Below are 13,248 nucleotides of genomic sequence, written 5' to 3' on the forward strand. Positions count from 1 at the left end.
CGTCAGGCGTTGTCGTGCGCGGCGCGGACCGCGGCGACGATGTTCACGTACGCACCGCAGCGGCAGAGGTTGCCGCTCATGCGTTCGCGGATTTCGTCGTCGGTGAGCGCGGCGGGACGCGCGCGCACGTCGGCGGTCACGGTGCTCGCCGTGCCGTTGCGGAATTCGCTGAGCAGGGCGGTCGCCGAGCACAACTGCCCGGGCGTACAGTAGCCGCACTGGAACGCATCGTGTTCGATGAACGCGGCCTGCACCGGACTCAACGCGCCGTTGCTCGCGAGTCCTTCGACGGTCGTGATGTTCTCGCCTTCGTGCATGACCGCGAGCGTCAGGCACGAGTTGATGCGGCGGCCGTCGACGAGCACCGTACAGGCGCCGCATTGACCGCGGTCGCAGCCTTTCTTCGTGCCCATCAGTCCCGCGTATTCGCGCAACGCGTCGAGCAGCGTCACGCGCGGTTCGAGTTGCAGCGTGTACGCGCGGCCGTTGACGGTCAACGTGACGGGGCGCGGCGGCACCACGGGGTTGCTTGGCGGCGCGGGTGAGGCGGGCGTCGGCGCTTGCGTTTGCGCGCGCAGATGCGGCGCCGCACCGATCGTCGCGGCGGCCGCCGCAGATTGCAGGAAGCGACGTCGTGACGGTTGGGAAGGCGTGGTGGTGGGCTCGGCGGTGGACTCTGATGCGGGGGCGTCCCCGTAATGCTGACATTCTGTAGGCGTAGTCATGACGATCTGTTGACTCCACTGAAAGGTCAATGCAGGCTGACGACGCGTCGATGTCCAACGCATCGCGTTGAAACAAAACTATTGCGCAGCAATTTGAATGCCGTTGCAGCTAACACGGTATTAAAAACTCGCTGCAAGCGCAAAGCCGATCTGCGCAATAAAGGCAAGCCAATATGCGCAATGACCGCGATGGAGCCCGGCTGGAGCCGCGCAAACACGGGCAAAAGTTGCACGTTGCAACGGGGAAAATGCGAAATCGACCTCCGGGCTCAACGCGCCCGGCAGGCTGCGAGGATGCCTCGCAGCAAATCGATCGGCGGCGGACATCCGGGGATCGTCAAACTCACGGGTAGCTTCGCCGCGGATGTCGACAGGTTTGAACTGGATGGAAAATGTCCGCTTTGCGGGTGATAAATTTGGAACGGGCCAACCGGGCGCGGAGCAATAGGCGAGGGAGGGATGATCATGGCGAAGCTGCGCATTGCGACGTTCAACATCAACGGTATCCGCTCGCGGCAGGCGGCGCTATTGCAATGGCTCGAGCGCGAGGCGCCTGACGTCGTGTGCCTGCAGGAACTGAAGGCAGTGGATAGCGCATTTCCAGTCGACGCATTGCGCGACGCCGGTTATGGCGCCGTGTGGCAAGGCCAGAGCGCATGGAACGGTGTGGCGATTCTGGCCAAAGGCGATGCACCGCTCGAACGTCGGCGCGGTCTGCCCGGTTTCGAAGACGACACGCATAGCCGTTACATCGAGGCCGCGGTCGGCGGCGTGCTGATCGTGTGTCTGTACCTGCCGAACGGCAATCCGCAGCCCGGCCCCAAGTTCGACTACAAGCTCGCGTGGTTCGATCATCTGATCGCGCATGCGGCGCAGCTCTACCAGAGCGGCCACCCGGTCGTGATCGCTGGGGACTTCAACGTCGTGCCGACCGACGAAGACATTTACAACCCGCGCTCGTGGCTAAAGGACGCGCTGCTGCAGCCGGAGAGCCGCGAGCGTTATCGCAGGCTGCTCGCGCAAGGCTGGACCGATGCGCTGCGCACGCATTTCGGCGACGAACGCGTGTACACGTTCTGGGATTATTTCCGCCGTCATTGGGATACGAATTCGGGGCTGCGCATCGATCATCTGCTGCTGAGCGCCGACCTCGCGCCGCGCCTGCGCGATGCGGGCGTCGACCGTTGGGTGCGCGGCGAACCGCATGCCAGCGACCACGCGCCGACGTGGATCGAACTGGAAATGGGCGCCGGCCGCAAGAAGAAGAGCGGCTAGTGAAGCGGCGGGCGATCCGCTTGCGGCGGATCGCCCGCTTTGGCGCGACTGCTGCGCCCTGTTGATCGGCGCCTATGATCCGGCGCCGTGCCTGCTTCAGTCGTAGTCGCGACCGCCGCGCGACCACAGCGCGCCCATCACGAACCCGGCGAGAGCAACCACGGCCAACGTCGTGAACGGGTTTTCGGCCGTCGTATCGCGCACGAGGCTCGTCGTATTCGCGCATAACTGCTGCGCCTTGCCGCTCAATTCGCGCGCCTTGCCCGCCACCTGCGCGCTGGTGTCGCCGACGGCATCGCCGACCGCGCTTTGCACCTTGCCCGCGACTTCCTTTACCGCGCCTGCCGCTGAATTCGTATCCATATGCATCGCTCCTGTTGTCATATTTACGTGCGGGCCCGCTGCAATTGCAACGCGCTCGCACAAGGGCGCCGCGCAAGCCGTGCCAGTGCGGCGTGAGCCTGCGTCAGTGACGAAAGGGGTGCAAGAAGTGCGCCCGGCGACGGGACGCCATGCATCCGGCCAAACGGGACGTGCTGGAACATCATCGTCGGCGCCCGAAATTGATGCCGACGAACACGGCCAGCAGCATCAGAAAACCGCCGAACAGCAGCGCGGCATTGACGAGCACCTGGCGCAGCCCGAGCGTTTCGACGTCGATGAACGGATACGGATAAAAATCCGACAGGCTGCCGCGCCAGAACGTGATGCCGAGATAGGCGAGCGGATAGACGAGCCACAGCGGAGCGTGGCGCAACCGCAGATGAAAACGCGGCACGAACAGCACCCAGTAGAGCGCGGCGAGCATCGGCAGCACGCTGTGCAGCGACTCGTTGAGCAGGCGCCGGTAGGGCGACAGCGGCCACAGTCCGCGCAACAGCAGGTTGTACGCGAGGCCGACGAACACGATGTACGCGACCACCGCGGTCACGACCGTGGGCTGCCGGAAAAAGCGCACGAGCGGCGAGCGGTGCTTCCGCAGCACGATGCAGGTGAAGCAGAGCGCACTGGCGAGCACCGTCAGATTGGTCAGGTAGCTGCTCATGCGCGCGAGCGCGTCGAACACGGTGAGCCCGCGCGCGAGCGATCGATCGATCGTGAGGTCGGCTTGCGCGAGGATCGCCATCCACGCGATCAGCGCAATGACCGCCGCCAACGTCAGCGACGACACACTGGGCGTATGCAGCGGCAGCTCGGGCTCGCGCTGCGGAGCGAGGGTAGGGCGCATGCGCTCGATTCTACGCGCGGTGCGCGCGCGGCTGCATGGGCTTTCGCGCCCACGCGCGCCGGCGTTGGCAAAATACTACGGCGTACTACGCGAGCTACTGGCTGGCTGTAAAGCGGGTTGCAAAGCGGGTTGCAAGCTCGCCGCCACGGCTGCAAGCGCCGCGCTCACAGGCGGCGATTCATCGTGTGTTTCGACCCGTTATGATCGCGGCTGCAGCCCTCGATGTTAACGACGCCGCGCGCGGCAAGCAGTCTCTGTCAGCGCCGGTTCAAGACTCGCAAAACGGAGAGAAAGCATGAAAGCCAGCACCATTGCCGAACGGGAAGCGCGCGGCCGCGCCGCGCGCGAGCATTCGAAACGCTCGAGTCACCGGGCGGTCGGCGAGTTGCACCGCGATCCGATCGAGCTGCTGAAACAGAGCAGCGCGGAGCGCGTCGAGAATCTGGTGCCGCTGCGCTATGGGCGCATGGCTGCCTCGCCGTTCTCGTTCTTTCGAGGCAGCGCGATTCTGCAGGCGCACGATCTGAGCAAGGTGCACGACACCGGCCTCACCATGCCGATCTGCGGCGACGGCCATCTGATGAATTTCGGCGGCTTCGCAACGCCCGAGCGGCAACTGGTCTTCGACCTGAGCGACTTCGATGAAGTCTCGATCGGCCCGTTCGAATGGGACCTGAAACGCCTGTGCGCGAGCCTCGTCGTGGCCGCGCGCCAGATGCGCCTAAGCCGCGGCACCGCCGAGAGTCTGGTGATGAGCGCGGTCGGCCCGTATCGCGATCGCGTCGCGCAATACGCGCAGTTCGGCGCGCTCGAGCTGTGGTACGACCGCATCACGTTCGACCGCATGGCCGAGATCGCACTGACGCCCGAGCGCCGGCGCGCGGTGCGGCGCGGCATGGAGAAGGCCGCGAGCCGCACGCATGAAAGCCTGCTCGAAAAAATGGCCTCGTTCGACGGCAATCGTTGGACCATCCACGATGCGCCGCCCGCGCTGTTTCACGTGCACGGTGCAAATACGTTGTTGACGGCCGAGGAAACCGAAATCTACCGGACCGGCAACGTCGACAAGATGGTCGAGCAAGTGTGGGACGAGTACCGCAAGACGATGTCGCACGATCGGCGCGAACTGCTGGATCAGTTCACGAGGCACGACGTCGTGTTCAAGGCGGTCGGCGTCGGCAGCGTCGGCACGCGTTGTCTGGTCGTGCTGCTCGTCGATCACATGGGCAAGCCGTTGTTCCTGCAATTGAAGGAGGCGCGGCCGTCGGTCATCGCGCAGTTCTACAAGTCGCCGGCGGTCACGCATCAGGGCGAGCGCGTCGTGCAAGGACAGCGGCTGCTGCAGGCCGCGAGCGACGTCTTCCTCGGCTGGGGGACCGGGCCGCTCGGGCGGCATTTCTATTTCCGCCAGCTGCGCGACATGAAGCTGTCCGCGAATATCGAGCTGTTCGACAGCGATCTGCTCGACGGCTATGCGCGGCTATGTGGCTGGATCATGGCGCGCGCGCATGCGAAGGCGAGCGGCCAGGCGATCGAGATCAGCGCGTACATCGGCCGCGGCGATCAGTTCGGCGAAGCGCTGAGCGGCTACGCGAGCGCCTACGCGGATCAGGTCGAGCGCGACTACGACGTGTTCATCAAAGCGTGCCGCGACGGCAAGCTCGAAGCGCGCACCGACGAGGACATGGCGGCGGATTTCCGTGTGTAGCGCTGCGTGCGCGTGGTGTCACTTCACGCGCACCGTCACGCATCGGCGCGCGCTTCGCGCAGCGTGACGAAACGCAGATGGCGCTCGTGTGCCGCTTCGATCACGCTCGGCAGCACCGCGAGAATCAGCGGCTGGCCTTCGATCGTCAGCGCGGCGTTGCCATCGTGCAGCAACAGGATGTCGCGCGCGGCGAGACCATCGAGCAGCCGCCGTGCAACCACGTGAGGGTCACGCTCGCGCGTATCGTAGCCGCGTCGTGTCCAGGCCGCGAGACGCAGATCGAGCTTGCGCAGCACCGGCTCCAGGAAGAGGTTGCGCAGGCCGGCGGGCGCGCGGAAAAACATCGGCCGCGCGCCGCTGATGGTTTCGAGCGTGCGTTGCGCGGCGGCGATCTCGCGCGTCAACGCGCGCGGAAACGTGACCGAAAACGTATGCACGTGCACCTGCGAGTGATTTTCGAGCCCATGCCCACGCGCGACGATCTCGCGCGCGAGTTGCGGATAACGCTCCACCTTCGCGCCGATGCAGAAGAACGTCGCGCGCACGTCGAACGCGTCGAGCAGATCGAGCACTTGCGGCGTGACGGCGGGATCGGGACCGTCGTCGATGGTCAGCGCGATTGCATCCGCGTTGCGGGGGTTCGCGGGCAGGCGGGTCCAGTTGGGCCCGAGCAGGGTGGTGCGCGGCAATAGTCCGGCGATCGTGAACAGCGCGTGGTTCGCGACGATCGCGGCGAGCCACCATGGCCATGCGGCCGGTGCGACAGCCACGCCGATCAGCACGATCACGTGCCAGCCGATCGTGCCGTTCAGCAGTGCGGAGTTGCGGCTACGCGGCCAACGGCGCGGCGGGTTCGGGCATTCATTCATCGAACTTGCTTCCAGTACGCCTTCCTCCGTCCCGGGAAGGCCGTGAATCTTGCGCGATGCGCAGCCGCGAACGATACCACTGTTGCGCTCGTCGACGTGCCGTTCGGCGGTCACGTATCCGGTGAAAGCGCCCTGAAAGACGTCGCGCGGTTTGCGATCGCCGATTCGCTGTTGTATGGTGCGGGGCGAAAAGAGTCGCGCGTGTCGATGGCGATCGGACCGATTGCCGCAACAAGCTCGCGTCGCTACCCAATACAACAGGAGATGCGTGATGTCGGAAACAGGAAACGGAAAAGTGGCGCTGGTGACGGGCGCGGGCAGCGGCATCGGCCGCGCGTGCGCACTGACGCTCGCGCAGCACGGCTATAGCGTGGTGCTCGCCGGCCGCCGCCAGGCCGCGCTCGATGCGGTCGCGCAGCAAGCGCGGGCGCTGCGCGGCGACGCGCTCGCGGTTGCGTGCGACGTGACCGACGCCGACAGCGTCGCCGCGCTTTTCGACACGATCCGCGCGCGCTTCGGCCGGCTCGACCTGCTGTTCAACAACGCGGGACGCAACGGCTCGCCCGTCGATCTCGACGAAGTGAGCATCGACGAATGGCGTTCCATCGTCGATACCAATCTGAACGGCGTGTTCCTGTGCACGCGCGCGGCGTTCGGCCTGATGAAGACGCAGAACCCGCGCGGTGGCCGCATCATCAACAACGGCTCGATCTCCGCGCATGCGCCGCGTCCGAACAGCGCCGCTTACACGGCGACCAAACACGCGATTACCGGACTCACGAAAGCGGTGTCGCTCGACGGCCGCAAATACGACATCGTGTGCGGGCAGATCGACATTGGCAACGCGGGGACCGAGATGGCCGCGCGAATGGCGCGCGGCGTGCCGCAAGCGAACGGCGAGATCGCGGTCGAGCCGCTGATGGACGTGCAGCACGTCGCCGACGCGGTGCTGCATATGGCGAGCCTGCCGCTGTCGGCGAACGTGCAGTTCATGACGATCATGGCGAGCAAGATGCCGTTCGTCGGGCGCGGCTGAGCGGCGCGCAGCACCGGCTCACAACGCCGGGGCGGGGAGCGGGGCGCGCGCGTTCAACTTATACTGGGCGCTCCGCCGTCTTTCCACGCAAAGCAAGCCGCCGTGCCCCGCGCCACACCCAGCGACGACCCGCCGCCACAGCCGCCCGTGCGGCCCGATCTCGACGACTGCTGTCATAGCGGCTGCACGCAGTGTGTGTTCGATCTCTACGATGAAGCGCTGGAGCGCTACGAGCTCGCGCTAGCTGCGTGGCACAAGCGGCAGGCGCAGAAGGCGCGGCCAGCGCGGCGACCGGACACGCAGGGCGCGAAGTCGAAACCGCAAGCCGACGCGCGTCGCTCGACACCCACGCGCGGCAAACCGAGCCCTCGCCGCTGATTCGCGCACGAATTCGCGCACGATCGTCCACCGTCCCCGTTATGACCGACCTTCAGCTCACGCCGACCGAATCTCTCACCGATCCGCACACGCTCGACGATCTGCACCGCTTCGTGCAGCGTCATCCGCGCCTGTTCGTGCTGACCGGCGCGGGCATCAGCACTGACTCCGGCATCCCCGGCTACCGGGACGACAACGGCGCATGGAAGCGCTCGCCGCCGATCACGCTGCAGGAGTTCCTTGGCACGCCGGCGATGCGTCAGCGCTACTGGGCGCGCAGCATGGTCGGCTGGCCGCTCGTCGCGCGCGCGCAGCCGAATGCCGCGCATGTCGCGCTCGCGCGGCTCGAAGCGGCCGGTCACGTGCCGACGCTGGTCACGCAGAACGTCGACGGCTTGCATCAGCGCGCGGGCAGCCGCGACGTGATCGAGCTGCATGGCGGCATCGACGGCGTCAGTTGTCTCGACTGCGGCATGCAGCACTCGCGCGCGGCGATCCAGCAGACGCTCGAAGCCGACAACCCCGCTCTGCTCGACGTCACGGCCGAAGCCGCCGCCGATGGCGACGCGCATCTCGAGTGGCACGATCTCGGCGGTTTTCGCGTGCCGGCATGCACGAACTGCGGCGGGTTGCTGAAGCCGTCGGTGGTGTTCTTCGGCGAGAACGTGCCGAAGGCGCGCGTCGAAGCGGCGTCGCATGCGCTCGATGCGGCCGACGCCGTGCTCGTGGCCGGCTCGTCGCTGATGGTGTATTCCGGCTACCGCTTCTGCGTGTGGGCGCAGCGCCAGGGCAAGCCGATCGCGGCGATCAACCTCGGCCGCACGCGCGCCGATCCGCTGCTGTCGCTGAAGGTGGCCGCGCCGTGCGGCGATACCTTGAGCGCGCTCGCCGGTCTGCTGGCTGGCGATTGAGAATGAATGGATCCCGTGGATCACCGTCAAAACCTGAGGAATACCCAGAGCCGACCATGACCGACTCCCGGCAACATTCGCCATCCGCCGAACGCAATCGCGAACCGATCCTCGCCGTGCTGCGCGAGGCGCTGCCGGCGAGCGGCCGCGTGCTCGAAATCGCGAGCGGCACCGGTGAGCACGCGATCTGCTTCGCCGGCGCGCTGCCCGGTCTCGACTGGCAGCCGAGCGATGCCGATGCGCAGGCGCGCGAGTCGATTGCGGCGTGGACCGCGCACGCGGGGCTCGCGAACCTGCGCGCGCCGCTCGCGCTCGACGTGCATCAGCCGGACTGGGGCGTCGATGCGCTCGACGCCGTCGTCTGCATCAACATGATCCACATCTCGCCGTGGAGCGCGGCGCAGGCACTTTTCGACGGCGCCGGGCGGCGCCTCGTGGACGGCGGCGTGCTCTATCTATACGGCCCTTACCGGCGCGGCGGCGCGCACACGGCGCCGAGCAACGAAGCGTTCGATCAATGGTTGAAGAGCCGCGATCCCGAATGGGGCGTGCGCGATATGGAAGCGGTCGTCGCGCTCGGCGACACGGCGGGGCTCACCTGCGAACGGGTGGTCGCGATGCCCGCGAACAACTTCAGCCTGGTGTTCACGAAGCGGGCAGGGTAGCGGGGGCACCGACGGGCCGCGCATTCGTCCACGCCTTGCGCCAAACCTCGGTGCGATCCCAAACCGAACCCGCCGCGCAAACGCCGACGCGCGCACAATACCTGTCGTCACGCGCAAACATGAGCACGGCAAGAGCACGGCAGGAGCACGAGCAACTGGCGTGCTTGCCCCCTCCCAAGCGGCAAGCGCGCATTTCTTTTATCCTTTCACCCTCGACGCCGCGCCGCCGTTCTCATGGCGCGGCGCCACGACATTTTTTTGGACTCTGGAGAATTCAAATGGGCAAACAGGCAATCGGCGTGGTGGGGCTGGCGGTCATGGGCCGCAATCTGGCGCTCAACATCGAGAGCCGCGGCCACGCGGTGTCGGTCTACAACCGTAGCCGCGCGAAAACCGACGAACTCATCGCCGAATTTCCGGACCGCAAACTGGTGCCGGCTTTCACGCTGGAAGAGTTCGTCGACTCGCTCGAAAAGCCGCGCCGCATTCTGATGATGGTCAAGGCCGGCGAGCCGACCGACGCGACCATTGCCTCGCTCAAGCCGCTGCTCGAAAAAGGCGACATCCTGATCGACGGCGGCAACACGCCTTTCACCGACACGATCCGCCGCAACCAGGAACTCGCGAAGGCGGGTCTGCATTTCATCGGCACCGGCGTGTCGGGCGGCGAGGAGGGCGCGCTGAAAGGCCCGTCGATCATGCCGGGCGGCCCGCGCGACGCGTACGACCTCGTTGCGCCGATCCTCACCGAGATCGCCGCGAAGGCGCCGGACGGCGAGCCCTGCGTCGCGTACATGGGACCGGACGGCGCGGGCCACTTCGTGAAGATGGTGCACAACGGCATCGAGTACGGCGACATGCAGCTGATCGCCGAAAGCTACGCGGTGTTGAAGCAGGTCGTCGGATTGTCGAACGAGGAACTCGGCAAGGTCTACACCGAGTGGAACCAGAGTGAGCTCGACAGCTATCTGATCGAAATCACGTCGAAGATCTTCGGCAAGAAGGACGACGAAACCGGCAAGGACCTCGTCGACGTGATTCTCGACCGTGCCGCGCAGAAGGGCACCGGCAAGTGGACCAGCCAGAACGCGCTCGACCTCGGCGCGCCGTTGCCGCTGATCACCGAGGCGGTGTTCGCGCGCGTGCTGTCGTCGCTGAAGACGCAGCGCGTGGCCGCGAGCAAGCTGCTGGAAGGTCCGCAGGCGAGGCCGCTCGAAGGCGCGAAGGACGCGTTCATCGAATCGGTGCGTCGCGCGTTGTACTTCAGCAAGGTGATCTCGTACGCGCAGGGCTTCGCGCAGTTGCGCGCCGCGTCGGAAGAGTACAACTGGGATCTCGACTACGGAACGATCGCGAAGATTTTCCGCGCGGGCTGCATCATCCGCGCGCGCTTCCTGCAGAAGATCACCGACGCCTATTCGAAGGACAAGGCGCTCGCGAACCTGCTGCTCGACCCGTACTTCCGCGACATCGCGAAGAACTACCAGGCGGCGCTGCGCGAAGTCGTGGTGGCCGCGGTCAACGCGGGTGTGCCGGTGCCGGCATTCGCGTCGGCGATCGCGTATTTCGACGCCTACCGCTCGGAGCGTCTGCCCGCGAACCTCGTGCAAGCGCAGCGCGACTTCTTCGGCGCGCATACGTTCGAACGCATCGACAAGCCGGGCAGCTTCCACGCGCAGTGGAGCTGAGCGGTTGAAAAAACGGCCCGGCGCGCCATGGTGACAGGGCGCGCCGGGCCGTTGCTCCGTGTGGATCAACAAGGAAACGCCGCATTATTACCAAATGTCTTGCGGGTTAAAAGCGGACTTAAAGAATGCCCAAATGATTATTGCGACGGCAGCAATAGAGTTTCACTGGTTTAAGGGTTTACCCTAGATCGAGACACCTCTAAACTTGTTTTCAATCGCTGAGGGATAAGCAGAAACCCGAAGCGCACCACAACAAGTCCTTTGGAGGTTAATCATGAAGACCCTGATTTCCGCAGTTGCTATCGCCGCCGCCCTCTTTGTTCCGGTCGCGTCGTTCGCTCAAGCGAGTCAGCCGGTGACCCGTGCTCAGGTTCGCGCTGAACTGATTCAACTCGAAAAGGCCGGCTACAACCCGAGCGCCAGCGACGTGAACTACCCGGCCGACATCCAGGCAGCGCAAGCACGCGTCGATGCGCAACGCGGCACGGCCATCGCGGCCAACCCCGCAGACACCAGCGGCTACGGCGCTCCGGCCGCCGGCACGTCGCAAGCTGGCCACGCTGTCATCCCGGCGAAGGCCAACCGTGACTCGGTGTACTTCGGCAACTAATCGCAGTAGCAGTCCGCAGATGTAGTGGGTAGTTGTAGTGCGCTGTAGACGCCGCTTCGTGGAATAGCGCGAACGCGGCGGGCAAGAAAAAACGCCATCCGGTTCGATCGGATGGCGTTTTGTCGTTTACGGCGCCGTGCTGCGACGTTCCCGTCAATGCAGCGTTCGCTGCCGCCGGCCGATGTCATCGAACAGCGCGCGGCTCGGCTCCAGCGCGAGCAGCCACGATTCGTCGTAGTCGCTCAGGTTGTCGAGCGCCTCGCGCAGCCGTTCGAGCGCCACCGCCGGCAGCTCGACGCTCGCCTCGACCCCGCTCGACAGTCCCGCGATGCTCGCCAGTTGCACGAGCGCATCGGCGGCCTCGGCAACTTCGGCGGCGAAGATCAGATGCGTGTTCAGCAGTTCGACGAGGCCGGCAGACGCCGCCACATCGTCGACGTTGAGTTGCACGGCCAGAAAGGTGGCTTTGTTCATCCTCGATTCCTCCCAGAATCCCAACGTTGTCGTGAGCTGCTCGGCGCGGCTTGACTGAGTATAGGCGATGGTCGATCGCCTGCAATGATCGGACGGAACGACCGTGGCGGCTTGCTCGCCCAGACGCGCGGGCCACGCGACCTATAATAGGGCCAGCCGCGCGAGCGCCGACGCCGTGGGCGCACGGCGCCGCCCGCCGGGCTTGCGCGCTTGCCAATTGCTCATCGACCATGAAGATCATCCGCAGCAGAAGCTTCACCGCGTCGCGTGCCTGGGGCGCGCTCGACATCGCGAACATGAACGGCGTCACCACGCGTCTGCATTGGACCGACCAGCCGTACAAGTGGCACGTGAACGACGGCGAGGAGGTATTCGCCGTGCTCGACGGCCGCGTCGAAATGCGCTATCGCGAAGACGGCGTCGAACGCACGACAGTGCTCGAAACCGGCGACGTGTTCCATGCGTCGGTTGGCACCGAGCATGTCGCGCATCCGCTGGGCGCGGCACGCGTGCTCGTCGTCGAAAAGCAGGGCAGCGTCTGAAGAACACGGCAGTTTGACGGCGCGTGTGTGGCGGTCGCGCACGATATCCAGGCGGCAGCGGACAACCGCGACCGTGTGCAAGCGTGACGGCACGGCAATTGCTGCGGCGTCGATTGAATCGGATTGAGACACAGGTCGAGGAAAAGCAGATGACACAACAATGGCAACCGACGGCGATCCGCCTGCTGATGGCGGCGGCGCTCGGCGTGGCGATCGCCGGCTGCACGACGATGCCGTGGGAAAGCACGCCGTTTTACAGCAACGCGCCGTCGAGCACGACCAGCCTCGCGACCGTCCCGGTGCCCGCCGGCTACTATCGCGTCAATCCGGGCGATACGCTGTCCGGCATCGCTTCGGCCTATGGACGAAGGCCGCAGGAAATCGCGGCCTGGAACGGCTTGCCGGTCAACGCGGCGGTCGCGCCCGGCCAGGTGCTGCGCGTTTCACCGCCGATGGCCTCGGGCAGCGTGGTCACGCCGCCGGTCGCGGTGGCGCCGGGTGCGCCAGCCGCGCCGGGCGCGACGGCGAACGTGCCGCCGGGCGCCGTACCCGGTGCGCCGGCCCCTGCCGCCGTGCCACAGCAGGGCGTGCTGCAATGGCCATTGCGCGGACCGATCCTGCGCGCGTTCGCGCCGGGCAAATCCAACGGCATCGTGATCGGCGGCCAACCCGGTGATCCGGTCAAGGCCGCGGCGACCGGCCGCGTGGTGTACGCGGGCACCGGCATCGAAGCCTACGGCCCACTCATCATCATCAAGCACAACGATTCGCTGATCACCGCGTACGGCCAGAACAGCCAGCTACTCGTCAAGGAAGGCGATGCGGTGGCGCAAGGGCAGACGATCGGCGAGGTCGGTGTCGATAGCCGCGGCGTCGCGTCGATCCAGTTCGAAGTGCGCGAGAACGGCCAGCCGGTCGATCCGCTCCAGTGGTTGCCGAAGCCTGGCGGCTGAGCGTCCCCGTCGCGACTGTTGGCTCATCGCAGCCGGATCGGCGCGCTTCTCGGGGATGCGCCGATTTTCAGCGTCGTCTGAATTGAATACACTGTATGGCTCGTTTGCCGGCGCGCGCGTTCCTTCCGGAATGCACGGGCGGCCGGTTGCCGTAGGCTGTCATTCATGGACGCACAGGGACACACA

Annotated in this window: 15 protein-coding genes and 1 pseudogene; 10 read left to right on the forward strand and 6 right to left on the reverse strand. The window is 65.9% G+C overall.

Going from position 1 to position 13,248, the window contains the following annotated elements; translation table 11 throughout:
- Nucleotides 1-2: 2 nt before the first annotated feature.
- Nucleotides 3-725, reverse strand: a complete 723-nt coding sequence (locus tag HDG34_RS12860; protein ID WP_184060527.1) for a (2Fe-2S)-binding protein — start codon at nt 723-725, stop codon at nt 3-5.
- 269 nt (nt 726-994) lie between these two features.
- Nucleotides 995-1,078: pseudogene (locus tag HDG34_RS39105) on the reverse strand (formate hydrogenlyase); the annotation flags it as partial.
- A 112-nt stretch (nt 1,079-1,190) separates the two neighbouring features.
- On the opposite strand from HDG34_RS39105, the gene xth reads away from it, so the two are divergent.
- Nucleotides 1,191-2,000: an exodeoxyribonuclease III gene (xth, locus tag HDG34_RS12870; RefSeq protein ID WP_090810451.1), complete on the forward strand. Its 810-nt coding sequence runs from the start codon at nt 1,191-1,193 to the stop codon at nt 1,998-2,000.
- Between the two features lie 96 nt (nt 2,001-2,096).
- Here xth and HDG34_RS12875 read toward each other — a convergent pair whose 3' ends face one another.
- The gene (locus HDG34_RS12875) at nt 2,097-2,363 is read right to left on the reverse strand and encodes a CsbD family protein (RefSeq protein ID WP_013091250.1); all 267 of its coding nucleotides are present in this window, start codon (nt 2,361-2,363) and stop codon (nt 2,097-2,099) included.
- A 181-nt stretch (nt 2,364-2,544) separates the two neighbouring features.
- Complete coding sequence (locus HDG34_RS12880; protein WP_090809359.1) at nt 2,545-3,228, reverse strand: Pr6Pr family membrane protein; 684 nt, start codon at nt 3,226-3,228, stop codon at nt 2,545-2,547.
- A 295-nt stretch (nt 3,229-3,523) separates the two neighbouring features.
- Here HDG34_RS12880 and HDG34_RS12885 point away from each other — a divergent pair, with 295 nt between their 5' ends.
- The gene (locus tag HDG34_RS12885) at nt 3,524-4,936 is read left to right on the forward strand and encodes a DUF2252 domain-containing protein (protein ID WP_184060531.1); all 1,413 of its coding nucleotides are present in this window, start codon (nt 3,524-3,526) and stop codon (nt 4,934-4,936) included.
- 35 nt (nt 4,937-4,971) lie between these two features.
- On the opposite strand, the gene HDG34_RS12890 is transcribed toward HDG34_RS12885, so the two are convergent.
- Nucleotides 4,972-5,805, reverse strand: coding sequence for a polysaccharide deacetylase family protein (locus HDG34_RS12890; protein ID WP_184060533.1), 834 nt, complete (start codon nt 5,803-5,805; stop codon nt 4,972-4,974).
- A gap of 271 nt (nt 5,806-6,076) precedes the next feature.
- Here HDG34_RS12890 and HDG34_RS12895 point away from each other — a divergent pair, with 271 nt between their 5' ends.
- The 6 genes from HDG34_RS12895 to HDG34_RS12920 all read left to right on the forward strand — a co-directional run bounded on the left by HDG34_RS12895 (nt 6,077) and on the right by HDG34_RS12920 (nt 11,093).
- Complete coding sequence (locus HDG34_RS12895; protein ID WP_090809366.1) at nt 6,077-6,841, forward strand: SDR family oxidoreductase; 765 nt, start codon at nt 6,077-6,079, stop codon at nt 6,839-6,841.
- 102 nt (nt 6,842-6,943) lie between these two features.
- Complete coding sequence (locus HDG34_RS12900; protein ID WP_090809369.1) at nt 6,944-7,219, forward strand: oxidoreductase-like domain-containing protein; 276 nt, start codon at nt 6,944-6,946, stop codon at nt 7,217-7,219.
- Nucleotides 7,220-7,260: 41 nt separating this feature from the next.
- A complete protein-coding gene (locus tag HDG34_RS12905; protein WP_184060535.1) occupies nt 7,261-8,130 on the forward strand; it encodes an NAD-dependent protein deacetylase in 870 nt (289 codons plus the stop codon).
- 56 nt (nt 8,131-8,186) lie between these two features.
- Nucleotides 8,187-8,795, forward strand: coding sequence for a DUF938 domain-containing protein (locus HDG34_RS12910; protein ID WP_184060537.1), 609 nt, complete (start codon nt 8,187-8,189; stop codon nt 8,793-8,795).
- Nucleotides 8,796-9,073: 278 nt separating this feature from the next.
- Nucleotides 9,074-10,483: an NADP-dependent phosphogluconate dehydrogenase gene (gene gndA / locus HDG34_RS12915; RefSeq protein ID WP_184060539.1), complete on the forward strand. Its 1,410-nt coding sequence runs from the start codon at nt 9,074-9,076 to the stop codon at nt 10,481-10,483.
- Nucleotides 10,484-10,757: 274 nt separating this feature from the next.
- Nucleotides 10,758-11,093, forward strand: coding sequence for a DUF4148 domain-containing protein (locus tag HDG34_RS12920; RefSeq protein ID WP_184060541.1), 336 nt, complete (start codon nt 10,758-10,760; stop codon nt 11,091-11,093).
- A gap of 153 nt (nt 11,094-11,246) precedes the next feature.
- Here HDG34_RS12920 and HDG34_RS12925 read toward each other — a convergent pair whose 3' ends face one another.
- Entirely contained in the window at nt 11,247-11,567 is a 321-nt protein-coding gene (locus HDG34_RS12925; RefSeq protein WP_184060543.1) for a hypothetical protein, read from the reverse strand.
- A gap of 230 nt (nt 11,568-11,797) precedes the next feature.
- On the opposite strand from HDG34_RS12925, the gene HDG34_RS12930 reads away from it, so the two are divergent.
- Nucleotides 11,798-12,109 carry a cupin domain-containing protein gene (locus tag HDG34_RS12930; protein WP_184037116.1) on the forward strand — a complete coding sequence of 104 codons (312 nt, stop codon included), beginning with the start codon at nt 11,798-11,800 and terminating at the stop codon, nt 12,107-12,109.
- A 149-nt stretch (nt 12,110-12,258) separates the two neighbouring features.
- Nucleotides 12,259-13,062 (forward strand): peptidoglycan DD-metalloendopeptidase family protein, encoded by an 804-nt coding sequence (locus HDG34_RS12935; RefSeq protein WP_184037114.1) that lies wholly within the window; start codon nt 12,259-12,261, stop codon nt 13,060-13,062.
- The last annotated feature ends 186 nt before the right edge of the window (nt 13,063-13,248 follow it).

The organism is Paraburkholderia sp. HC6.4b (assembly GCF_014200875.1).
GTDB classification, from domain to species: domain Bacteria; phylum Pseudomonadota; class Gammaproteobacteria; order Burkholderiales; family Burkholderiaceae; genus Paraburkholderia; species Paraburkholderia tuberum.